The following is a 23,450-nucleotide window of genomic DNA, read 5'->3' as shown; positions in this document are numbered from 1 at the left end:
CAACTACCATTTACTGATAATTGCCTATCATTAAAAATCCGTATAGAAAAAGCAGTCAATCCTAAGACTAACTGCTCTGATTGCTATGAAGTGCTTGTATTTTCTTTACCACTTCTTGCCTATAATTTTCAATATCCAAAACTCTTTTTTTACCTGCTGTTAAATACATAATCGGTAAATCAATTTTTTCAAAATCATTCAACAATAATAACGGTTCTTCAAAAATGCAAAACGGTTGTCCTATTTGACAACTAGTGCTTTCTTGATAAATTCTAAAATCCTCAAATAAAAATTCATTTTGAGGAAGTGTAATATTTTTAACTTCTTCTCTATACAAGTATCTTGCAAAGTTATACAATCCAAATGCAAAAAAGGAAATTTTTCTTGTAAATGGATTTTCTCCATAATCTTTTGATTTTCTATGTGCTTTACAGAGATTAGCCAATTCCAATGAGAATTTTTCCCAATTTTTTTCTATTAGTGCAAGGAAACCGTTTATCACAGCTTTTTCTTCTGCTGTATGTTTATTTTGAAGAAATTCTTTACTTTCATCAATCACATATTGTTTCCACATAGGTTCTTGATAATACAGATACATCACTAAATTTGTGATACTGCATGCAGACTTTAACCCATTCTTACTAAGTCCGTTTTCTTTTGGAAATATTTTTTCAATGTCACGAAAGCGGTTTGCACAGAATATATGTGGTAAAATATTCCAAGCGTGAATGGAATGGTCGCAACCGCTGTTTGTTATTGTGAGTTGTCCCCATGTTACTGCCGAATTGAACGCATTATTTAAATAGCTCATATCCTTTTCTTGTAATGCTAAGTAACTTCCTAAATAAACAATCTTTTTTCCGAAATTTTCATGCAATAATTTCAGCCATATAATAATCTGTTCTTCTGGCTTTTTACTTTGACAGTATTTCGTATACTTCTTTAATCGCTCATCAATATATGCGTTCATGTTGGCATATCCAAACATTTTATCCACATTTTGTAAATATAGTTTGATAAGTTCCTTTTTTTCCATAGAGTACCTCGTTTCACTTATAAAATTTTGCTATTTGCTACATAAATGCTTTCAATCCCATTAGAATAAGTATAATAGCAATATATACACCCCACTTATCCCAATTATAAGTGTCATAATAAAATTGAAAACAATACAAACTTTCTTCTGATTTAAAGAAAAATGTTCAAATTTTTCAAGGTTGTATTGACGAATATAACTTTTAGTAATTATGGAATAAATTGAATAACCAATAGCAATGATACTTGAAATAATAGCAATAATATCAGTCATTTTACAATCCATATCTTCCCTCCTAAAAAGTTTGCATATCATTACCACAAAAATTAAAATATTATAATGTTTAAATTTATTGTTTTTCTTTTGTGAAATAGATACTTTTTATATCACATCTTATAAAATGCGGTTTTGCCTTGTAAATACAGCGTTTTCCGCCTGTTAGTGTATAGTGTCTTTTGTTTTTTGTGCCCCCCTTGTTAGATAACGGGGGCTTAATCTTCGCTCGCCACAGGCTCGCTCACAGACGAAGTAAACCAGCCACTTGCAAGACATGGCAGAAAAATCTGAAAGATTTTCCTGCCACCGTGTCTGGATCACTCCGTCTGCCTAACTAATAATATAGTATTATGTAAAAATGTCATTTTATTTAGGTACATCTACCGAATAGCTTAAACAGTCACCTCTTTTGTTACTTTGTAAGTCATTGTAATACCATAGATACATGACTCTGTCATATACATTGATTTCAATTACACCGTCCGGTTTTTGTCCTTCTACTTCCAATGAATAGATTTCTTTATCATGTGCATAGCCGTAAACAAAACGCTTGCTTGGATAATCGGGGTTTAAGTCTTGTTGGAAATCACTTAATTTCAAAGAAGAGTGAATAAGCTCTGTAATATCATCTAACAAAATTCTATCTCGTTTCGTTGTAACCGGTGTAGCATTTATAAATGCGTATTGTGTATGCCCATTCTGTATCTGCTTTTTACAACGAGCCATTACTAAGCCTTGAATATCATCGTTATCATTTCCAGCCCGATAGAAAATCGTATCATATTTTTTGCCTTGCCATATATGCAAGGTTTCATCAACATGATTAAGAAAATCAGCAGGAACCGAAAGTTCCTCATTTTCAGCATTCAAAGTGGAAAGTTGAATAGCTTCTTCAATCGTGTCATAATATACAAGCTTGGCATTATTTTTATCATAATCATTTATCGTAAATTCCACGTATTCATTATCTTTATTTTCTTCTTCCGGAACATAAGTATAACGACCATTTTCAATATGGTCATCATATTCAACATCAACAAATAACCCAATCCCTATCAGAGCTACAAAAATCAAAGAAATCGCTCCAATTATGATTAACATTATTTTCAAAAATTTTTTCATGGCATACACTTCCTTAATCACTTCAAGTTTATCTATTATTATTTATCATATTATATCATTAGAAAATTGAGTAGTCATCACTTTTCTAGTATCTGTCAGAATATTTTTTATTCCATAAATTATCAAGAGTGTAAACATTGCTACGCAACAAGCTCTTGACAATTCATGTCCTAAAAAATGATTAATAATCAAGCAGAAAAAGAATAGTTATACTGTATTACAGCAACAAAAAAGACATCTCATATTCTGTATGAAATGCCAATTTTGCCTTTATTTATGCTGTTTTCTCTGTCGTATCAAGGTTCTTTCATTCGTAGTAAATTAGTGGTAAAATTCTTTTATTTTTTGTTTCATATTGCTTAAAATCCCTGTGTTTATGCGGATAATTCGATTTTTACTCTTTTTCAGTATAAAAAATTTCTGCTATCGACAAATTTTTCGGGACTTCGACAGAGAGAATATGCTATAACAACAACTATCAGTGATAGACACATACTAATAGACATAGGAGGAAGTAGAAGTGAACGACATTTTCAGAAAAATAGCGAAAGAAAATGGAACAACCGAAAAAGCAGTAAAAGAGGAAATGCAGTTTGCCATTCGGGAAGCAATGAAAAGTGATGAACCGGAAGCAATCGCTTTTTGGAAAGCAGTTGCACCGGACGGAAAAGAGCCGCCGATAGAAAAGGTCATAGCAATGATTGCATTGAATGTTAATAATAGAATGTATAATTGAGGTGCTTCGGCATCTCTTTTTTATTATTCTTTAAAAGAGTCGTATTAGGTGTTTGTAAAAAGCGACACCTTAGTGTCTGAAAGGTTACATTTCTGTTCGAAATCTTGAAATGCCTGAAAATTTAATATATAATGTTAAATGGTTAACTGTAACGAAGAAGAATTATAAGATGAAGAGGTGTTACTGATGAAGATATGCTATAACAAACTTCAAAAACTTATGATTGACAATCAAATGAAAAGACAGGATTTAATGCGTGCAGCCGAAATTACATCATACGCTGCAACGAAGATAAATAAGAATGAGCCAGTATCTCTTGAAGTACTGATGAGGATATGTCAGGTGTTTCATTGTGACATCGGAGATATATGCGAAGTTATTTTAGACGAAGATTAAAACACGGAGGTAATTATAGATGGCAAGGGCTGCTAAACCAAAGAAAGAAATATCAATGGAAGAAGCACTTTGGAAAAGTGCTGATAAACTGAGAGGTTCTGTTGAGCCTGCGGAGTATAAGCACGTTGTTCTGAGTTTATTCTTCCTTAAATTTGCCAGTGACAAGTTTGAGGAATGCCGTAATAAGATTATTGCTACACACGGCGAAAAGTATGCGGATATGAAGCCGTTTTATACTCAGGAAAATGTATTCTATCTTCCTGAAGAAAGCCGTTGGAAGTACATTATTGAAAATGCAAAGCAGGATGATATTGCCCTGAAGATAGATACAGCACTTTATACGATTGAGAAGAACAACCCGGCACTGAAAGGTGCTTTGCCGGATAACTATTACTCCCGCTTACATATTGATACGGCAAAGTTGGCTTCTTTGCTTGATGAAATCAATCGTATCAACACTGATGATAAAGAGAACGACATTATAGGTCGTGTATATGAGTATTTTCTTAGTAAGTTCGCTCTTGCAGAAGGAAAAGGTAAAGGAGAGTTCTACACACCAAAGTGTATTGTAAACCTGATTGCCGAAATGCTTGAGCCTTACGATGGAATACTTTATGACCCTTGTTGCGGTTCGGGCGGTATGTTTGTGCAGTCCATCAAGTTCGTAGAAGCACATAGCGGTAATAAAAAGAAAGTGTCTATTTACGGTCAGGAATATACAAATACCACTTTCAAACTGGCAAAAATGAATTTGGCTATCCGTGGTATTTCTGCAAATCTTGGAGAGATGGCAGCCAATACATTTACCAACGACCAGCACAAAGACCTTAAAGCAGATTTCATTATGGCAAACCCACCTTTCAATCAGAAGCAGTGGAGAGCCGAAAATGAGCTTGTAGACGACCCTCGTTGGAACGGATATGAAGTTCCGCCAACAAGCAACGCAAACTATGGTTGGATACTGAATATTGTTTCCAAACTCTCTCAAAACGGTGTGGCAGGTTTCCTGCTTGCCAATGGTGCATTATCTGATGATGGTACAGAGTTGAAAATCAGACAGCAGCTTATAGAAAATCACTTGGTAGAAGCGATTATTATTCTTCCGAGAAACCTTTTCTATACCACTGACATCAGCGTTACCCTTTGGGTACTCAATAAGAATAAAAAGGCTCGTGTTGTGGAACAGAACGGAAAGCTCAAACGCTATCGTGACCGAGAAGATGAAATACTCTTTATGGATTTACGACAGATGGGCAGTCCTTATGAGAAGAAGTACATTGAATTGACAGAGGAAGATAGAGCCAAAGTTACAAGTGTATATCATAACTGGCAGCAGGAAGGCTATGAGGAAACTTATGAGAATGTGCCGGAGTTTTGCTATTCTGCTTCTTTTGATGAAGTAAAGGAAAAAGGATTTACTCTTGTACCGAGCAGATATATTGAGTTTGTCAACCGTGATGAGAACATCGACTTTGACACAAAAATGAAGTCATTGCAGGGAGAACTCAAAGAACTTCTTGTTCAAGAGGAAAAATCCAAATCAGATTTGCTTGCTGTATTTAAGGAGTTGGGATATGAAATCGAATTATGATATTTTAGGAAACCATATCCGGCTGATTGATACTCGGAACAGAGAAAGCATAACAGACAGAGTTTTGGGAATTAACATAGACAAGTTCTTTATGCCGTCGGTTGCAAATGTCATTGGTACGGATTTGAGTAAATATAAACTGATAACAAAAGGAAAGTTTGCGTGTAATCCAATGCACGTCGGTCGTGATGAGCGTTTGCCTGTCGCTTTGTATGATGAAGATACACCTGCACTTGTATCTCCGGCATATTTTATGTTTGAAGTGATTGACGATTCACTTCTCAACGAAGATTATTTGATGATGTGGTTTCGCAGACCGGAATTTGACCGTATTTGTTGGTTACATACTGACGGAAGTGTTCGTGGTGGGATTACTTGGGACGATATTTGCAGACTGGAATTGCCTATCCCACCTATTGAAAAACAGCTTGAAATAGTGAACAGTTATAAGGCAATTACGGAGAGAATTGCTTTAAAGCAGAAGATAAATGATAATTTAGAAGCAACTTTATCTGCTTTATATAAAGAGTTTTTTACTATAACATCTTCTGACGAATTACCTTTTGGTTGGAGAGTTGCACCTTTTTCAGATATTGCAGCCATAACAATGGGACAGTCACCCCAAGGCGATGATTGTAATAATAACGGAGTAGGAGAACCTTTGTTAAACGGACCAACAGAGTTTGGCTTTTATTCGCCATCTCCCATGCAATGGACAACAAATGGTAAAAAACATTGTGTTGAGGGCGATTTATTGTTTTGTGTTCGTGGCTCAACAACCGGACGTATGAATTGGGCTAATCAATCATATGCTATTGGGCGAGGATTAGCAGCAATTCATCATAAAAGCGATTGCACCTTAAATTGGTTTGTAAAGGCTATGATAGATAACAGCCTTCAAGAAATTCTTTCAGCTGCAACAGGTTCTACATTTCCAAATGTAGGTAAAGATTTGTTAAACGGCTTTCAGGTTATAATTCCTGATGACAATTCTTTACGAGAATTTGGTGTAAAAGGTCATTCTATTTTCAGTATGATAAGCAACAATGCTAAAGAAATAGATGTACTTGTAGGTTTACAAAGAACCTTATTGTCTAAATTGACGATTTAAGCCGCTAAATTATCATTTACAATAGAACTCCCATCAGTGGCGGGAGTTAAAACAAGGGACTGCCACTGGTAGTCGTTCTCTTAAAAATACAAAAGGAGAATTGACTATGAAACAGAACCTAATCACAGATGTTATTCAAGGAATGTTACCGTATTTGAATAATGCACAGATGGAACACTTGCAAGAGGTATTACAGCATACGCTCTTTGAGTATGAGGTAACAAAGAAAGAAGTGAACAAGGAAATTTCAGAGCAGAATTTGGTAGAGTCTTTCTTATCGGCAAAGCGTATTGAAGGATGCTCTGAGAAAACCTTAAATTACTACAATGCCACAATACAAGCAATGTTTGATGGTATTGGAAAGGAAATTAAATATATAACGACGGACGATATTCGCTGTTATTTGACAGAATATCAAGCTACAAGAAAATCAAGTAAAGTTACGATAGACAATATAAGGCGAATACTTTCAAGTTTCTTTTCTTGGCTTGAGGATGAGGATTATATTTTGAAAAGTCCGGTTAGACGAATACATAAGGTCAAGACCGGAACGAATATCAAAGAAACTTACTCAGATGAAGCTCTTGAGTTGATGAGAGATAGCTGCACAGAACTTCGGGACTTGGCAATGATTGATATGCTTGCTTCAACGGGTATGCGTGTAGGGGAAATGGTACTGCTGAACCGTGAAGATATAGATTTTAATGAAAGAGAATGTGTTGTTTTTGGTAAAGGCGATAAGGAACGAATAGTTTATTTTGACGCAAGGACAAAAATACATTTGCAAAACTATCTGCAAAGCAGAAAGGACAGTAATCCGGCACTTTTTGTGTCTCTGCAAGCACCACATAATCGAATGAAAATCGGTGGCATAGAGGTTCGATTGCGACAACTCGGAAAATGTTTGGGACTGAATAAGGTACATCCACATAAGTTTAGGCGTACTCTTGCGACAATGGCAATAGATAAAGGAATGCCCATTGAGCAGCTTCAGCAACTCTTAGGGCATAGAAGAATAGATACGACATTGCAGTATGCAATGGTTAAGCAGAGCAATGTGAAAATTGCTCATAGAAAATATATAGGATAAGGCGGAAAAATATGTATAAAACCATTGAGGAACTTGTAACAAAGGTAGATGAAAGAAATAGTGATGGCACAATTTCAGAACTGATAGGTGTAAGTATTGATAAATGTTTCATTAAATCTGTTGCGAATACAAATGGAACAGACCTTTCAAAGTATAAGATTATCCGTAGAAATGACTTTGCGGTAAGTTTAATGCAGGTCAGTCGTGACGGGAAAATACCGATTGCAAGATTAGAGGAATATGAAGAAGCAATAATGTCACCTGCATATCCTATTTTTAGAGTAAAAGATAAGAATATTATTTTGCCGGAGTATTTGGAAATGTGGTTCAAAAGACCAGAATTTGATAGAGAAGCTGCTTTTATTGCAGTTGGCGGTGTGCGTGGTAGTATGCCGTGGGAAGAATTTGCAAAAATGAAATTGCCAGTACCGCCTATCGAAAAACAGCAAAAGATTGTGAATGCATATAAGATTGTTACAGACAGAATTGCATTGAAGCAGAGGATAAATGATAATTTAGCGGCTTAATTCTGCAAGCAAAATAGCTTGAAGCTCATACAGATGTGAAATTTCATCCGTATTCAGTTCAATTTGAGTTCTCACTACCATACTTTGTTTCGTGTATTCATTCAAAAGGCGGCTATCAGGTATCTTAATTTGAAGATTTGATAAAGCCACAATGGTTAAAGCAGTTTGAGTTGAGCCAATACAAATACCATCAAGCATTTGCTTGAAAATCTTTGTTTGCATAAAGTCGTAAACATAGTAGTTTAGATTTTCCTTGAAATCTTTTAGCCAAATGATATTTCCATCTTTGAAATAGAATTCCTCATCTCGAACAAGGTAACTGTTACCGATTGTTCCGACAGCGGTAATAAGAATATCGCCTTTCATCGGGATACCATATTTCTCCTTCAAAGAAGTAAAATGTTCTTTTTCAATATATAAAGGCTCTATAATTGGCTGTCCTGCTTGTTTCAAGGTTATTTCCTTACCTCTATAAAAAGGAACGCCCATATCAGAATAATCATCGGCAAATACACGCTTACTTGAAGCTAAAGAACAAACGGTATCTAATGAAACACTATCGTCATCATTTAGCTGCCCATACAACTCAGAGAATAAAGCGTCTAAGGTTGCCGCTAAATTATCATTTAACCGAAAGGAGATGGAACAGTTATGGATACATATAAATTTTATTATGATGAGTCAGAACACAGTAGAAAAATCAACTATAATACCGTAACTGCTCCAAATTATTACGATAATTTTGTTACGGTTGTAGTTGGTTGGGCGAAAGAAAAGGAAAGAGAAGTTTTCAAGAAATATGAGGACTTTGAAAATAAATATGCTGACCGTAAGGATAGAAACGGAGAATTAAAAAGTACAACCTTGAAGCAAAGGAAGTTTGAATGTGGATTTGCTTCGCTCGATAAAGCCAACACACAGTTTATAATGGACTTTTTATCTATTTTTGATGAAAGTACCAAGTTGTATTTTTCTGTTGCAAGTAAGATAGAATATTTAGTTTTGCAGCTTTTTATAGGTTATCAGAACAACTTCATTATAGATGCAGATGCGGTTAAGTATTCCATTACAAAGGCTCTTGTTGCATATCGTCCGCAGAATGTTATCAAAAGTATTTATGATAATCCGGAAGAATTTGTAGAGGAATTGAAAAGATTTTTTAGAGAACGAATTGAATGTAACCGTTCAAATATGAGTCTGAAAGAGCAGGAGAATGAAGCTTTTGAAAATATACTGTATATTTTGGACGATATTTCAGCTATTCCGGAACTGCAATGGGATTATCGTATGCCGTTTAGTGGTTTTACGAAATACTTGCAGGAAGAACAAATTAAGAATTATGCCTTAGTTTTAGATAAAGAGGGAGAACAGAACGAAGCCAGTAGAACAATGCAGGCTACGTGTGAAGTGGGACTGTCTAATGTAACAGAGGAAAATTCAAAAGACAGTTGCGGCTTGCGTATGGCTGATATGATGGCGGGTATCATTTCAAAGCTGCTAAAAGCCTTGTGTGATGAATTGCACTATCATTCCATTGCAGAGGGACCGGAGAAAAAACTGTTAGATACAAAATGGTTTCAGCTTAATGAAGCTCAACTGAACTTATATAAAAAGTTATACAAGATAATTTGTGAATGGGATAATGCTTGGTATAAGTCGTATGCGGGAATTTATTCTGATGACTTGGTATGTTTTATAGGACTGCTTGGCTATATGGCTCATTTTGAGAATACAGAACAGATTATCAACGAAAAGCTTGAAATGCAAAGCGAATACTTTAATGGATATGTTTGTCGGCAGTTATCCGATTATTTTAACCGCAGACAAAGTAAATTACCGATAGACTTTATTGATGAAAATGATAAGGATTATTTTCTAAATAACCGTGGAGCAAAAGTTTATTATGATATTACGAAGCAGCCTATTCTTCAAATTGCCGAAGGCAGTCAAACGGAAATGGTTTTATCTGTTGGAATGAATAAATCGGGCATTCCGTTGATTACGATTTCAAATGAGAACAATCCGGTTTGTTATCGCTTGCCGGAAGAATTGAGTGATTGGGCATATACGGCTATTGGAATGGCAAATATGGGAGAAAATTTATTCCCGTCACAAGTTGTATTTACTAAAGAGAAGAAAAGGTATTTTGCTGATATTTTATAAAACACAGAGCGTATAAAAGGAGTGAACGCAATGGCAAATTTTAATGAACACGCATTGGAAATGTCAATAATGGAGTTGTTCAAAGACGAGGGGTACACCTATGTCAGTGGCGACCAAATACACAGAGAAAGGACAGAGGTTCTGCTTACGAACGACCTAAAGCAATACCTCTATAATCGCTATGCGAAAGACGGTATCACACCGAGTGAGGTGGATAGTGTCATTCTAATGCTGCGTAATATTTCCGGTACGATTTATGAAGCAAACAAGGCTGTATTTAAGTTGCTCTGCGATGGTTTTATTCTTAATCGTGAGGATAGAACGCAGAAAGACCTCTACATTGAACTTATTGATTTCGACACTCCTGAAAACAATATTTTTAAAGTGGTTAATCAGTTTGAAATTGAAGGCGTAAATAATCAGTTGCGTATTCCTGATGGCATAGTGTTTGTAAATGGTATTCCTGTTGTTGTTCTTGAATTTAAGAGTGCGGTACAAGAGAATACGACCATAATGGACGCATATAAGCAGCTTACAATCCGTTACCGTAGAGATATTCCGGAGATTTTTAAATACAATGCGTTTGTTGTTATCAGTGACGGAGCAAATAATAAATACGGTTCTTTCTTCAGCCCGTATGATTTCTTCTATGCGTGGAGAAAGATAAACTCAGACGATAAAGAACTGGACGGTATCAATTCTCTTGTAACAATGGTAAAGGGACTTTTCCGAAAAGACCGTTTGCTTGAAGTTATCAAAGATTTTATTTATTTTCCGGATAACTCAGATAAGGATTTGAAGATAGTGTGCCGTTATCCACAGTTCTTTGCGGCAAATAAGTTGTATGAGAATATCAAGGCTCATCTTCGCCCTGAAGGAGATGGTAAAGGTGGTACATACTTTGGAGCGACAGGCTGCGGCAAGAGTTATACAATGCTTTTCCTTACCCGTATGCTGATGAAAAGCAAATACTTTTCTTCCCCGACTATTCTCATTATTACAGACAGAACAGACCTTGACGACCAGCTTTCCAAGCAGTTTGTCGGTTCAAAGAAATATATCGGAGATGAAACTGTTGTAAGCATTGAGTCTCGTGAGAAACTTCGTGAGGAGCTTCAGGGACGAGAGAGTGGCGGTGTTTATCTGACTACCATTCAGAAATTTACAGAGGATTTGCAGCTTCTTACAGACAGAACGAACGTTATTTGTATTTCTGATGAAGCACACAGAAGCCAAATCAATCTCGACCAAAAGGTTAAGATTACAGAGTCAGGTGTTCAGAAAACCTATGGCTTTGCCAAGTATCTGCACGATTCTTTACCAAATGCGACTTATGTTGGATTTACCGGAACTCCGGTTGATGGAACAATCGAAGTCTTTGGCGGTGTTGTAGACGCATATACAATGACGGAAGCTGTTAAGGACGGTATTACAGTTAATCTTGTTTACGATGGTCGTGCAGCTAAAGTTATGCTCAATCAGGACAAGGTAAGACAGATTGAAGAATATTATGCTCAGTGTGAACTTGAGGGGGCAAATGAACATCAAGTAGAAGAAAGTCAGAAAGCAGTTGCCAAAATGGAAGTTATTATTGGCGACCCTGACAGACTTCGTGCTGTTGCGGAGGACTTTATCAAGCATTATGAAACCCGTGTGGCAGAAGGTGCAACCGTAGCAGGAAAAGCAATGTTTGTATGTTCCAACCGAAATATAGCATACGATTTCTATAAGATAGTAAAGGAACTCAGACCGGAATGGACAGAAAAGAAAATTTGTGATGACGGTGTTGTTCTGAGTGAAAAAGATAAAAAAGAGTTGAAGCCAATGGAAAAAATCAAATTGGTTATGACTCGTAATAAAGATGATGAAAAAGACCTCTTTGATATGCTTGGTACAAAAGAGGATAGGAAAGAATTTGACCGTCAGTTCAAGAATCCGAAATCAAACTTTAAGATTGCCATTGTTGTAGATATGTGGCTGACTGGTTTTGATGTGCCGGAGCTTGATACGATTTACATTGATAAGCCTATTCAGCAACATACCCTTATTCAGACGATTTCCCGTGTAAATCGTGTATGCGAGGGCAAAGATAAAGGTTTGATTGTTGATTACATAGGTATTAAGAAAAATATGAATACCGCCCTCAAGAAATATACGAATTTTGAGAGCGAAGAATTTGAAGGTGTGGAGCAGTCTATCACGATTGTAAAAGACCAGTTAGAAGTCCTTGGTCAGATGTTCCATAACTTTAACAGTAGTGATTTCTTTAACGGTTCTCCTACTGAACAGCTTGCCTGTCTGAACCGTGCAGTTGAGTATGTGCAGTTATCTGAAGAACTGGAAAGAAGATTTATGGCAGCAGTCAAGAGAATGAAACAGGCATTTAACCTCTGTAGTTCAAGTGAGAAATTCTCTGATGAAGATAAGGATTATATTCATTTTTATTGTGCTGTCCGTTCTATCCTTTTCAAGTTGACAAAGGGCGACGCACCGGATATTGAGCAGATGAACGCTCGTGTCCGCAAAATGCTTGAGGGTGCAATTCAGTCTGATGGCATTGAGGAATTATTTGAAACCGGAAAGCATATATCGGTTGATATTTTCAGCGATGAATATATGGATAAAATAAATGCTATTCAGTTGCCGAATACGAAAATCAAGATACTTCAAAGACTTCTTTCTCAGGCGATTGACGAGTTTAAGAAAGTCAATAAGATTATGGGTGTGGAATTTGCAGACAGACTCAAGAAAGTTGTTGATGAGTATAATAACCGACGTCGTGATGAAGCATATGCCAACGAAGTCCTTGATGATGTTGCAGAGCAGCTTGCACAGTTGTTGTCTGAACTGAAAATAGAAAAGAACTCCTTCAAGAATATGGGTATAGATTATGAAGAAAAGGCTTTCTATGATATTTTGAAAGCAGTTTCCAAGAAATTTGAGTTTGAATATCCGGACGATAAAATGATTGAATTATCCAAGAGGATAAAGCTGATTGTTGACGATAAGTCACGCTATACCGATTGGTCTGCCCGTGATGATATTAAGGCAAATCTGCAAGTGGATTTAATATTGCTGCTTGATGAGTTCGGCTATCCGCCAGTAACCATTGATGATGTTTACAAGGAAGTTCTTGAACAGGCAGAGAATTTTAAGAAATATGCGAATTAAAGAACTGATTGGAGTAGGAAAAAGTTTTCAGATGATAGAATTAGAAGAGGAAGGAATTGAGTTATGTCAAAATTAAATGTTGACCAGAAAACAATAAAAGATTTATTTCAGAGTAAAAAATCGGACTTTTTAATACCGGATTATCAAAGACCTTATGCGTGGGGCGAAGCTGAATGCAGGACGCTTTGGGACGATATATTTTCTTTTGCTATTCCTGATGAAGGGAAGACAGAATTTGATAGTAATAGCGAGTATTTTCTCGGTCCGATTGTAACTTTTAGAAATGAGGATAAATTAGAGGTTATTGATGGACAGCAGAGATTGACAACTCTTATGCTGCTTTTAAGAGCGTTCTATTCTAAGTTCGGTCATATGCAGGACAAGGCTTCTATATCAACAAAGCAGAATATTGAAAAGTGTTTATGGAAAACTGATGAATTTGGCGAGCCTGATATGTCACAGCTCAAGATAGATTCTGAGGTTGCTACTGATAATGATAAAGAAGAATTTCTTGAAATATTAAGAACAGGAATTGTCAATAAAGAAATGAAAAGCAAATACGCTTGCAACTTCAGATTCTTCCAGAATAATATTGATGAATTTTTGTCCAAATATCCTACTTACTTTGCTTATTTACCTACCCGTATTATGAATAACTGTATTCTCCTTCCGATTGAAGCTGAGTCGCAGGATACAGCGTTGCGTATTTTTTCAACGCTTAATGATAGAGGAAAGCCGCTGTCTGATGCGGATATTTTTAAGGCACAGTTTTATAAGCATTTTTCTAAATTGGGTAAAAAAGAAGAATTTATTGCTCAATGGAAAAAGCTCGAAGAACTTTGCGAGAGAATATTCCACCCGATTTCTGGGACACCGATGGACGAATTGTTTACAAGATATATGTATTTTGTTCGTGCAAAAATGGGAATTGTATCTTCTACAACAGAAGCTTTAAGAAAGTTTTATGAGAAAAACTCGTATGCCCTTTTGAAAGACACTAATACATTAACCGAATTGATTGTATTGGCTGAATTTTGGGAAGATGTTTCCAACCAAGATACCGATAGATTTTCAAATAGAGTTTTGAAGCAATTTTTTGTATTGAACTATGCTCCAAACGGAATGTGGACATATTTTGTATCCGTATATTTTATGCAAAATAAAGATGATGAAGATTTGCTTGATGATGAGAAGTTCTATACATTCTTGCAAAAGATAACTGGATTTATATGGACGTATGCTATTACAAATCCGGGTGTAAATGCCCTTAGAACTCCAGTGTATGCTGAGATGGTAAATATCGTAAATGACAAACCTGTTGAATTTTCAAAATACAAATTCGATGCGGATACCATAAGAAGTATGTTTGATAATTTCAGCTTCAATAATGCACGTCCAATTACAAAAGCAATGATAGCTTGGTGGGCATATCAGAATGATAAACAGCCACTACTTTCACTTGAAACTACTTTTGAGATTGAACATATTTATGCTCGGAATAGGAACGAGAAAGAAAATTCATTAACAGATACTCGAAATGTAGAGTCATTGGGCAATAAAGCATTACTTGAGAAAAGAATCAACATTCGTGCTTCTGATTATCGTTTTACGGATAAGAAGAAGTATTATGAGGGATTTACAAACAGTAAAGGTCAGGTGAAAGAGGGAACAGGTGTTGTTGAACTTCTTGACCTAACGGCTACATCGGCTGATTTTACCGAGAAAGATATTATTGACCGATATAAAAAGATGATTGATTGCTTTATCAATTACTTGCAGAAAAACAGTTTGATTAAATAGTATTTTAGAAAGGTCGGGCTATGGAAACAAAGCCAAGAATTTTATACCTACAAAAGATTTTACTGGAAAGAACCGATGAAGAAAATCCTCTTTCCACAACACAGTTAATCAATATATTGAATGATGAATACGGAATATCTGCACATAGAACAACGGTTACGAAAGATATTGCTGCACTTCAGGAGTTTGGAATGGATATTGTTACTATCCATTCTACCCAGAGCAAATACTTTGTAGCAAGTCGTAAGTTTGAATTGCCGGAACTGAAACTGCTGATAGATGCAGTGGAGTCATCGAAGTTTATTACAAAGAAGAAAAGCGAAATTCTGATTGAAAAGATACATACGATGACCAGTCCGGGGCAGGTGGCAAAGCTGAAGCGTAATAACTATGTGGTCAATCGAATTAAGCCGGATAATGAGCAGATATATTACATCATTGACGCTATAAACGATGCCATCAATGCAGGCAAGCAGATTTCTTTCCAGTATTATGATTATACCGGATTAAAGAAAAAAGTTCTGAAGAATAAGGGCGAAATTTATAAGCTGAGTCCGTATAAACTTCTCTGGTGTGGGGACTATTATTATGTTCTCGGATATTCCGAGAAGAAAAGTAAGGTTATCAATTTCAGAGTAGACCGTATTGCTTCAAAACCCGAGATACTGGATAAGGACATTATTCCTATGCCCGATGATTTTGATATTGAGAATTACACAAAGAAAGTATTCTTTATGTTCTCAGGAGAGAAAGTTCTTGTGGATTTACGGTGTGATAACAGTCTGATGAAAACAATGGTTGACCGTTTTGGAGAAGATGTGACAACTCTTGCGTATGATATGACTTCTTTCAGAGTACAGACAGAAGTATCAGCCAGTCCTACTTTTTTCGGTTGGGTGTTTGGTTTCAATGGTAAGGTACAGATACTTGCACCGGAAAGTGTGAAGGAACAGTATAGACAGATGATTGCACAAGCCGATGAGGGGATGCAGGAAAGTGAATAGTGCAGATTTGAATTTGTGCAGACGGTCTGCACAAATTAGGTAAGATTGAATTATAAGACTATGAAGCGAGGTAGTAGATATGGAAAAAGACCCGTTTAAGGAATATTTGAGGGAGTCTGAACCGGATAAAGCTCATAAGGGGTATGCTTGGAGTACAGCAATCGGACTTCAGGCGGTGGACGGACTCAAACCATCTAAATATTTGATTGATACTGCCATTCAGAATATTGAAGGCAAAATCACGATGAAGGAAGCACAGAGCCTTATCGACAGCTACTATGAGGAAAGACCTGTCCATTTGTCTGATGACGAGCGTACTGAAGAAGCTGATAAGGTTTCTTCCCGTATTGCTGAAATTCTTTCTGAAACAGCGTTCTCATTTTCTCCGAATGAGTATATCTCTATCCACCGCAAACTCTTTCAGGGGATTTATAAACACGCCGGAAAGATTCGAGATTACAACATTACAAAGAAAGAATGGGTGCTTGATGGAGCAACCGTTATGTACGGTAGTGCGTCCGAACTGAGAGCTACACTTGAATACGATTTTTCGCAGGAGAAAGATTTTAGCTACAAAGGACTTTCAATGGATGAGATTATCCATCATCTTGCGGTATTTGTTTCAAGGTTATGGCAAATCCATATTTTCGGGGAAGGCAATACGAGAACAACGGCAGTGTTCTTCATCAAATATTTAAGGACGCTTGGGTTTTCTGCAACCAATGATATTTTTGCAGAAAATGCGTGGTATTTCAGAAATGCACTTGTCCGTGCAAACTATACGAACTTGCAAAAAGGTATTCACGAAACAACAGAGTATCTGGAAGCATTTCTCAGGAATCTGCTTTTGAACGAGAAAAATGAGCTTCATAATCGAAATCTTCATATAAGTGGACTTTTGAACGAAGAAAAAGTGGACATTGGGGATACAAAAGTGGATATTGAGAATGAAAAAGTGGACATTCAAGATGAAAAAGTGGATATTGAAAGTGTACTTTCCGAAAAAGGTAGTGATTTCTCGGTAAAAACGACGATTCATATCCATAGACTTTTTGAAAAGTTTGGTTTCGATGAGGTGTTTGGAAGAAGTGCAGTTATGGAACTTCTTGAGCTGAAAGGTTCAGGTGCTTCAAAACTTCTTTCCAATTTGGTGCAGGCAGATATTATTGAGCCAGTATCCGGTCACGGAAAAGGAAAATATAAATTCAAGAAGTAGTGTATATCTTATCTGAAGTTTTATAAGATTTTTCTTGAAATTGTCGACACAGCGTGTAGACAATCCGATGTTTTATTTTCAGCAGAAGAAAAGAGAGAAAAGGAACAGAATAGAAATTGTGCAGACGGTCTGCACAAATTGTAGGATAAAAGTTCATAGAATAAAAAAGCCTTTATAGGCTGTAATTTTCAATGGAAATATTGAAAGATACTGAGGTGTTAGCAAATTGCGACACCTCTTTTCTTTTGCGAAAAACCTACTTGAAAAATTTTTCGTATCAGGTATAATAAAACTATCGAAAGCAAACTGCTTCCGATAGAAAAGAAAGCGAGGTGCAGGTATGAGAAGCAAGAGTCCTGAACTTATGAGTGAGATAAAAAAGTATATCGAGGATTATTACCTGCAAAACAGACAATCCCCATCGACTACAAAGATTGCTGAAGCTGTTGGCATTGCCAGAGGTACAGCATACAAATACTTAGTAGAGATGGCTGAGAAGAATATGATTGAGTACGACGGGCAGGAGATTCGTACCAATGTGACCCGTAAGTACAGTGGCGAACAGACACAGACACCGATTGTAGGTTCTATTCCTTGTGGCAGTCCTCAGTATGAGGAAGAAAATATTGAAGAATATGTATCACTTCCTACTGCTATTTTCGGCAAAGGAGATTTCTTCATATTAAGAGCAAGCGGTCAGTCTATGATTGAAGCAGGGATTGATGACGGCGACCTTGTGGTTGTTAAAAAGCAGGTAGAAGCCAAAGAGGGCGATATAGTAGTTGCCCTTGTGGATAATCAGAATACATTGAAACGCTACTTCCGAGATGATGAGAATAAGAAAATCATTCTCCATCCGGAAAACAAGAAGATGAAAGACATCATTGTAGATGAGTGCTGCATTCAGGGTGTGGCTTGTCACATCATCAAAGAACTATAACAGAGGACAGACGAATGAGAACACTTGAAGGAATTCGCTATCTAATCAATTTGGATAGTGCGGAAATACAACAGAACTTTGCCGGAGGAGTTGCACCGCCGGACAAGGTGGAGTCGGAGGTGGACACAACTTGAGTATTTATATGTCAAGAGCCGAGTTGGAAGAAATCAGCGAAGGCTTGATAACAGCTTATACTAATAAGTTTAGCAATCGAGTGATTCAATCTATCGACATAGAACATTTCATTACAGAATTTCTTATGTTACGAATTGAATACGCTTCTTTCGCAGAAGATGATGCAGGCAGGATTGGCTTTCTGGCAGATGGAGCAACACCACTGCTGGTACATCAGGACGGAAAAATTATTCCCTTTGTTTTCCCGAAAGATACCATCGTACTTGATAAATTTCTTCTTGCTGAAAAGGAGCAGGGACGTCGCAGGTTTACAATGGCACACGAAGCGTCACATCATATCTTGAGTAAGATGTATGCAATGCCGAGTGAAGGACGCTTTCATGCAGAGTATGACAGTGAGCGTAGTTATTCCAAAGAGGAACTGGCTCAGATGTTTGCGTCTGTTGAATGGCAGGCAGATACAATGGGAGCTTCGCTTCTTATGCCGAGAAGAATTATTGAAAATGCCTTGGCGAAATATAATCAGTCAAATCCGATAAAAGTTTATGGCGATAATACCATTACTTCAAAGGATAAAGCAGTTATCCGTAGAATGGCAGCTTATATCGGAGTATCTTATACAGCCTTGGTTATCAGATTGAGAGATATGGGACTATTTGAGTATCACAATATCCTTGAGTACATTTCCAATGAGCTAAATCTGGGAGGTGTTTCACAATGAGGTTACAGACTCAGGTAGCACCTGAAATACAAAAGAGATTGCTTCTGTCAAGAGTAGAAGCAGAAAGTCTGAAAGAGCGAGATATTCTCTGCCCGACTTGTGGGTTCAGGATACAGAGAGTTTTTTCAGACGCAACCGGACATTTGAGTGTGAAGTGTCAGAAATGCAAGAATGTCCATATCTTAAATCTCGCTTACTTCCGCAGAATCCGCAGGAACGGATATGGCAGGAATTGCAGGTGATGAAGATTACAAGTAAATATCGTAACGATTTCTAATCGAGTAAGCGGAGATAAGCAATTTATTTGCTAAACTACCAAGCACCGTACGAAGCCGGATAAGTGAAGAATAGAAGTATTCTTTGCTGTCCAGATTCGACGGTGCTTTTTTTGTTGCTGTTTTATTCGATTATGCTTCGTGCAGTATTAGGTCTTTTCCCTTACTTGGGAAAGGACTTTTATGTTTTATAACGCATGGCAGTGCCAGATAGCTGAGTACCCGTAATCTCCGAATTTTGAAACTTATCAATTTTTCAAAATTCAAAGGAGATTACGAAAATGACAAACAAACTTACATTAGCAGAACAAGAAGAATTATTTGCAAAGGATTGTAAACTGATAAACCTTAAATACGAATATAACGGTTATACCGGAGATGAGAAATGGGCAATTATTACGGAATTATCTGTAAAAGAGCTTTGGGAGAAGTATCCCCTTGTTATAGAAAGATATTCTCCGTTTGTACATCTTTCCATTGCTCAGGGAGAGGTAATTGACGATGCGAACCGAAATGAGGACAAGTATGCAAAGAGAAGCAGTCGCACACTTGACTGCTATGGATATGACGATGAAATGTCCTCACAGTTCCATAAAGAACTTGCCATTATGTTTGACGACCCGTTTGAAAGAGCAGAGGAAGAAAGGCTTGAACTGGAAAGAGAAGAATTGCGTCAGTGTGAAATCAGGAAAGCAAGGATAGCACTTTCAATGTTGCAGCCACTTCAAAGGGAACGCCTTATGAAGAATGTGTGCTGCGGTCTGAGTTCCAGAGCAATTGCAAAGCAGGAGGGCGTATATTACAGCTCCGTGGATAAGTCCATTGCTGCGGCAAAGAAAAACTTTATCAAATTTTATGAAAATCTCTGATTTTGGGTGTGCATTTCAGACCCCTTTGTCCAAATGAGTGAAGGGGTTATTTCATTCCGGATACGAATGACACTTTAAAAATTAGATTCTTGTGAGGTTATGTGTATGAAAGAAAAAATGATTTGTCGTGGGGATTTATTCTACTATGACTTTGGAGATAACAGTGGTTCAGTACAAAGCGGAGAGCGTCCGGTGCTTGTCGTTCAGGCGGACGATTATAACCAGAATGCTCCGACGATTATTGTTGCAGCGGTTACAAGTGTAATCAAGAAAAGATATTTGCCATCGCACATTATTCTCGGCGAGGAGTTTGGACTGAAGAAACCGTCAATGGTTCTTCTGGAGCAGATACGGACAGTCAATAGAGAGGATTTGCGTGAATACATAGGTACGGTAGATGATGATAAACTTTTCAGGCAGATAAACGCAACTTTGAAAAAGACTTTTGGACTTTGGGTTTACAAGCCGGAGGGAAAAGAAAATATTCGCTGCCTATGTCCGAAGTGCCTGAATGATTACATTCACAATCCGGACTATATCGTAAGGCGACTCGACCCATTTGCAAAGCGAAAAGACAGATGTGATAAGTGTGATGGGGATGGTTGGGATTATGTTGTTACCGACAGATATTCATCAAAGAAAGAAAAGAGGTGCAAGAATGTCTAATAGCAGCGTAAAGAAGCAGAGTTATAATGTACCGCTTTGGCATAAGCCTAATTTGTCGATTGAAGAAGCATCTATATATTCCAATATTGGAACAGGAAAACTTTATGAAATGACGGAAAAGCAAGATTGCCCGTTTGTACTTTGGATAGGAAGCCGCCGAATGATAAAGCGAAAAATTTTTGAGGAATATATTGCAAATCAGTATTCAATTTAATGGAAAAGTCAAATTTGCGATGAACAAATTCGCATCGTTGGCTCAGTATAGATTTTTGAGTATGCTGTAACCACGCAAAGGAGGTTACAGCATATGAACAACGAAAAAGATGAAACAATCTATAATGTCCCACTTTGGGAAAAAGTAATGCTTACAATTGATGAAGCCGCTGCTTATACAGGTGTTGGAAGCAGGAAAATCAGACAGCTTACTGATAATGAAAGATGTCCGTTCGTTTTATGGAATGGCTCAAAGCGACTTATCAAGAGAGAAGAATTTGTTGAATTTATAAAAAAACAGTATTCGATATGAGGAGGTATTATTGTGAGTAATCCAGTAAAAAAAGAAAGATTAGAAGTACCGATATGGCATAAGCCGTATCTGACCATTGATGAAGCTACTGCCTATACTGGCATTGGCAGAGAAAAACTTCGTGAAATGACAAGGTTTGCTGACTGTCCATTTGTGTTATGGGTGGGAAAACGCCGAATGATAAAGAGAGAATTGTTTGATGAGTACATTGAAAAAATGTATGAGATTTAGGAGGTGGAACGATGAATGTGGATTTTGCAGATAAAGAAATGATTGCTTATCGGGAAAGCCTTATAGAAAAGAAAAAAGAGCAGCCATTTTGGAAAAAGAAATGTTTGTCGGTAAATGAAACAGCCGCTTATACAGGTATCGGAAGGGGAAAAATACGAGAGCTGATGAAAAGGAAAGACTGCAATTTTATGACGACAGACGGTTATCAGGTGTATGTCATCATCGACAAATTTGTGGATTTTTTAAATAGCAGGAATGAAATATAGGAGGAACAGCCGTGGCAAGACCAAAACGAAAAGATAAAACAAGGACAGTTCTTCGCACGGGAGAACTTCAAAGAAGTGATGGAAGTTATCAGTACAGTTGGACTGATGAAAACCATAAAAGAAGATATGTCTATTCAAAAACGCTTGAAGCACTCAGGATTAAAGAGGAAGCGATTGAGAAAGACAAAAGTGATGGCATAAAAGCGGAAGCACGATATGTTACACTCGATGATTTATATGAGTTGTGGAAAGACCTGAAGAGAGGATTGAAAAACAACACTTTTGAGAATTACAAATATATTTATGAAACCTTTGTACGTCGGCAAATCGGTTCTAAGAGAGTTTCAACATTTTTGAAATCAGATATTAAGAGATTTTATAATTATCTGGTTGATGAGCGAGGATTGAAGCCAGCAACGGTTGATGGTGTCCACAACATTCTTCATCAGATATTTGATATGGCGGTTGATGATAACTATATCAGAAACAATCCGACAAATAATGTTTTAAGAGAATTGAAAAAAGCTCATTGCTTCAAGACAGAGAAACGCAGGGGACTTACTCGACCTGAGCAGGAATTGTTTATGGATTATCTGAAGAACTCTAATACAGCAGTGTATTGGTATCCGGTGTTTGCAGTAATGCTAGGAACGGGGTTAAGAGTTGGAGAAGTTACCGGACTCAGATGGTGTGATATTGATTTGGAAGATGGGATTATAGATGTTAATCACACGTTGGTTTATTATGACCACAGAACTTCTGAAGGAAAAAAGGGCTGCTATTTCAATGTGAATACTCCAAAGACAGAAGCTGGAAATAGACAAGTTCCGATGCTCGATTTTGTTAAAGAAGCATTTGTTATGGAAAAAGAAAGACAAGAACTGCTAGGGGTTCACTGCGAAGCAACCATAGATGGATATACAGATTTTATATTTCTCAATCGCTTCGGACAGCCACAACATCAATCGACTTTGAATAAGGCAATCCGACGCATAATCCGTGATTGCAACGATGAGCAGTTTTTGAAAACAGAAAATCCAGAAGTGCTTTTACCGCATTTTAGTTGTCATTCGCTCAGACATACATTTACAACGAGAATGTGTGAAGCAGGTGTAAATATAAAAGTTATTCAGGATACACTCGGACATAAGGATATAACAACAACCTTAAATATCTATACTGATGTAACAAAGGAACTAAAAAGAACCGAGTTTGATGGACTGGATAAATATTTTAATAATTCAATAGCGTAGGAAAAAGTGGCGTACTTTAAAATGAAAATTGGTACGCTGCTTTTTTTGGTCTGATTGACTTATTCAATAATAAAGATTATAATTTAGTAAGCAATCCGATTGAAGAATCCATTCTCTCAATCGGGATTTACATCAAATACATCAAATAATACAACTACTTATGCGGAAAGCAATTAATTTTAAAGGTAAACAAGGCTTTTTATCTGGTTGTAAACAGCAAAGTAGGGAGTTGCTCAGGGATATGAGTGGTTTCAGAACTGCGTCGGAGGAAGTCCCGACAATGAAGTCCTTAGATGGTGTAAATAAGAAAAATGATGTAAATAATACAG

General features: G+C 36.9%; 24 protein-coding genes. 21 read left to right on the top strand and 3 right to left on the bottom strand.

The genetic code is table 11. From position 1 onward, the window contains the following. Nucleotides 1-67: 67 nt before the first annotated feature. Both LI164_RS10585 and LI164_RS10580 read right to left on the bottom strand, forming a co-directional pair. On the bottom strand, nt 68-1,036 hold the full coding sequence (locus LI164_RS10585) for a hypothetical protein (protein WP_055065838.1): 969 nt from the start codon (nt 1,034-1,036) through the stop codon (nt 68-70). Between the two features lie 642 nt (nt 1,037-1,678). After that, complete coding sequence (locus LI164_RS10580) at nt 1,679-2,434, bottom strand: hypothetical protein (protein ID WP_040015611.1); 756 nt, start codon at nt 2,432-2,434, stop codon at nt 1,679-1,681. Nucleotides 2,435-2,954: 520 nt separating this feature from the next. On the opposite strand from LI164_RS10580, the gene LI164_RS10575 reads away from it, so the two are divergent. The 6 genes from LI164_RS10575 to LI164_RS10550 all read left to right on the top strand — a co-directional run bounded on the left by LI164_RS10575 (nt 2,955) and on the right by LI164_RS10550 (nt 7,885). Beyond that, the gene (locus LI164_RS10575; RefSeq protein WP_227087117.1) at nt 2,955-3,170 is read left to right on the top strand and encodes a hypothetical protein; all 216 of its coding nucleotides are present in this window, start codon (nt 2,955-2,957) and stop codon (nt 3,168-3,170) included. A 186-nt stretch (nt 3,171-3,356) separates the two neighbouring features. Then, nucleotides 3,357-3,566, top strand: coding sequence for a helix-turn-helix transcriptional regulator (locus tag LI164_RS10570; protein ID WP_002587820.1), 210 nt, complete (start codon nt 3,357-3,359; stop codon nt 3,564-3,566). A gap of 19 nt (nt 3,567-3,585) precedes the next feature. Next, entirely contained in the window at nt 3,586-5,157 is a 1,572-nt protein-coding gene (locus tag LI164_RS10565; RefSeq protein ID WP_066517880.1) for a class I SAM-dependent DNA methyltransferase, read from the top strand. Further along, nucleotides 5,141-6,268, top strand: a complete 1,128-nt coding sequence (locus LI164_RS10560; protein ID WP_227087116.1) for a restriction endonuclease subunit S — start codon at nt 5,141-5,143, stop codon at nt 6,266-6,268. The genes LI164_RS10565 and LI164_RS10560 overlap by 17 nt, the downstream gene beginning before the upstream one ends. A 106-nt stretch (nt 6,269-6,374) precedes the next feature. Then, nucleotides 6,375-7,358, top strand: coding sequence for a site-specific tyrosine recombinase/integron integrase (xerA, locus tag LI164_RS10555; protein WP_227087115.1), 984 nt, complete (start codon nt 6,375-6,377; stop codon nt 7,356-7,358). Nucleotides 7,359-7,369: 11 nt separating this feature from the next. Then, nucleotides 7,370-7,885: a restriction endonuclease subunit S gene (locus LI164_RS10550; RefSeq protein WP_227087114.1), complete on the top strand. Its 516-nt coding sequence runs from the start codon at nt 7,370-7,372 to the stop codon at nt 7,883-7,885. Here the strand turns inward: LI164_RS10550 and LI164_RS10545 are convergent. Further along, nucleotides 7,874-8,470, bottom strand: coding sequence for a restriction endonuclease subunit S (locus LI164_RS10545; RefSeq protein ID WP_227087113.1), 597 nt, complete (start codon nt 8,468-8,470; stop codon nt 7,874-7,876). The genes LI164_RS10550 and LI164_RS10545 overlap by 12 nt on opposite strands. A gap of 66 nt (nt 8,471-8,536) precedes the next feature. On the opposite strand from LI164_RS10545, the gene LI164_RS10540 reads away from it, so the two are divergent. From LI164_RS10540 to LI164_RS10470, 15 genes are all read left to right on the top strand, one after another. Then, nucleotides 8,537-10,048, top strand: coding sequence for a DUF3800 domain-containing protein (locus LI164_RS10540; protein WP_227087112.1), 1,512 nt, complete (start codon nt 8,537-8,539; stop codon nt 10,046-10,048). 30 nt (nt 10,049-10,078) lie between these two features. Further along, a complete protein-coding gene (locus LI164_RS10535) occupies nt 10,079-13,219 on the top strand; it encodes a type I restriction endonuclease subunit R (RefSeq protein WP_227087111.1) in 3,141 nt (1,046 codons plus the stop codon). A gap of 63 nt (nt 13,220-13,282) precedes the next feature. After that, nucleotides 13,283-15,019 carry a DUF262 domain-containing protein gene (locus tag LI164_RS10530; RefSeq protein ID WP_227087110.1) on the top strand — a complete coding sequence of 579 codons (1,737 nt, stop codon included), beginning with the start codon at nt 13,283-13,285 and terminating at the stop codon, nt 15,017-15,019. Nucleotides 15,020-15,039: 20 nt separating this feature from the next. Then, complete coding sequence (locus LI164_RS10525) at nt 15,040-16,023, top strand: YafY family protein (RefSeq protein ID WP_227087109.1); 984 nt, start codon at nt 15,040-15,042, stop codon at nt 16,021-16,023. Nucleotides 16,024-16,102: 79 nt separating this feature from the next. Beyond that, on the top strand, nt 16,103-17,239 hold the full coding sequence (locus LI164_RS10520; RefSeq protein ID WP_227087108.1) for a Fic family protein: 1,137 nt from the start codon (nt 16,103-16,105) through the stop codon (nt 17,237-17,239). A gap of 340 nt (nt 17,240-17,579) precedes the next feature. Continuing rightward, on the top strand, nt 17,580-18,179 hold the full coding sequence (lexA, locus tag LI164_RS10515) for a transcriptional repressor LexA (protein WP_024853352.1): 600 nt from the start codon (nt 17,580-17,582) through the stop codon (nt 18,177-18,179). Nucleotides 18,180-18,309: 130 nt separating this feature from the next. Continuing rightward, nucleotides 18,310-19,035: an ImmA/IrrE family metallo-endopeptidase gene (locus tag LI164_RS10510; protein WP_227087107.1), complete on the top strand. Its 726-nt coding sequence runs from the start codon at nt 18,310-18,312 to the stop codon at nt 19,033-19,035. Continuing rightward, a complete protein-coding gene (locus tag LI164_RS10505; RefSeq protein WP_002587852.1) occupies nt 19,032-19,277 on the top strand; it encodes a hypothetical protein in 246 nt (81 codons plus the stop codon). The genes LI164_RS10510 and LI164_RS10505 overlap by 4 nt, the downstream gene beginning before the upstream one ends. Before the next feature lie 314 nt (nt 19,278-19,591). Then, nucleotides 19,592-20,179 (top strand): sigma-70 family RNA polymerase sigma factor, encoded by a 588-nt coding sequence (locus tag LI164_RS10500; protein ID WP_227087106.1) that lies wholly within the window; start codon nt 19,592-19,594, stop codon nt 20,177-20,179. A 105-nt stretch (nt 20,180-20,284) separates the two neighbouring features. Then, complete coding sequence (locus tag LI164_RS10495; RefSeq protein ID WP_066559579.1) at nt 20,285-20,845, top strand: type II toxin-antitoxin system PemK/MazF family toxin; 561 nt, start codon at nt 20,285-20,287, stop codon at nt 20,843-20,845. Further along, nucleotides 20,838-21,059 (top strand): excisionase, encoded by a 222-nt coding sequence (locus LI164_RS10490; protein ID WP_173880322.1) that lies wholly within the window; start codon nt 20,838-20,840, stop codon nt 21,057-21,059. The genes LI164_RS10495 and LI164_RS10490 overlap by 8 nt, the downstream gene beginning before the upstream one ends. A gap of 93 nt (nt 21,060-21,152) precedes the next feature. Beyond that, nucleotides 21,153-21,371 carry an excisionase gene (locus LI164_RS10485; RefSeq protein WP_022146405.1) on the top strand — a complete coding sequence of 73 codons (219 nt, stop codon included), beginning with the start codon at nt 21,153-21,155 and terminating at the stop codon, nt 21,369-21,371. Nucleotides 21,372-21,383: 12 nt separating this feature from the next. Continuing rightward, on the top strand, nt 21,384-21,602 hold the full coding sequence (locus LI164_RS10480; protein WP_022146406.1) for an excisionase: 219 nt from the start codon (nt 21,384-21,386) through the stop codon (nt 21,600-21,602). Nucleotides 21,603-21,613: 11 nt separating this feature from the next. Further along, nucleotides 21,614-21,868, top strand: coding sequence for an excisionase (locus LI164_RS10475; RefSeq protein ID WP_227087105.1), 255 nt, complete (start codon nt 21,614-21,616; stop codon nt 21,866-21,868). 11 nt (nt 21,869-21,879) lie between these two features. Further along, nucleotides 21,880-23,121, top strand: a complete 1,242-nt coding sequence (locus LI164_RS10470; RefSeq protein WP_022146408.1) for a tyrosine-type recombinase/integrase — start codon at nt 21,880-21,882, stop codon at nt 23,119-23,121. The last annotated feature ends 329 nt before the right edge of the window (nt 23,122-23,450 follow it).

The organism is Dorea sp. 210702-DFI.3.125 (genome assembly GCF_020560945.1).
In the GTDB taxonomy this organism is placed as follows: domain Bacteria; phylum Bacillota; class Clostridia; order Lachnospirales; family Lachnospiraceae; genus Dorea; species Dorea formicigenerans.
This window is presented reverse-complemented; position numbering and strand designations above follow the sequence as displayed.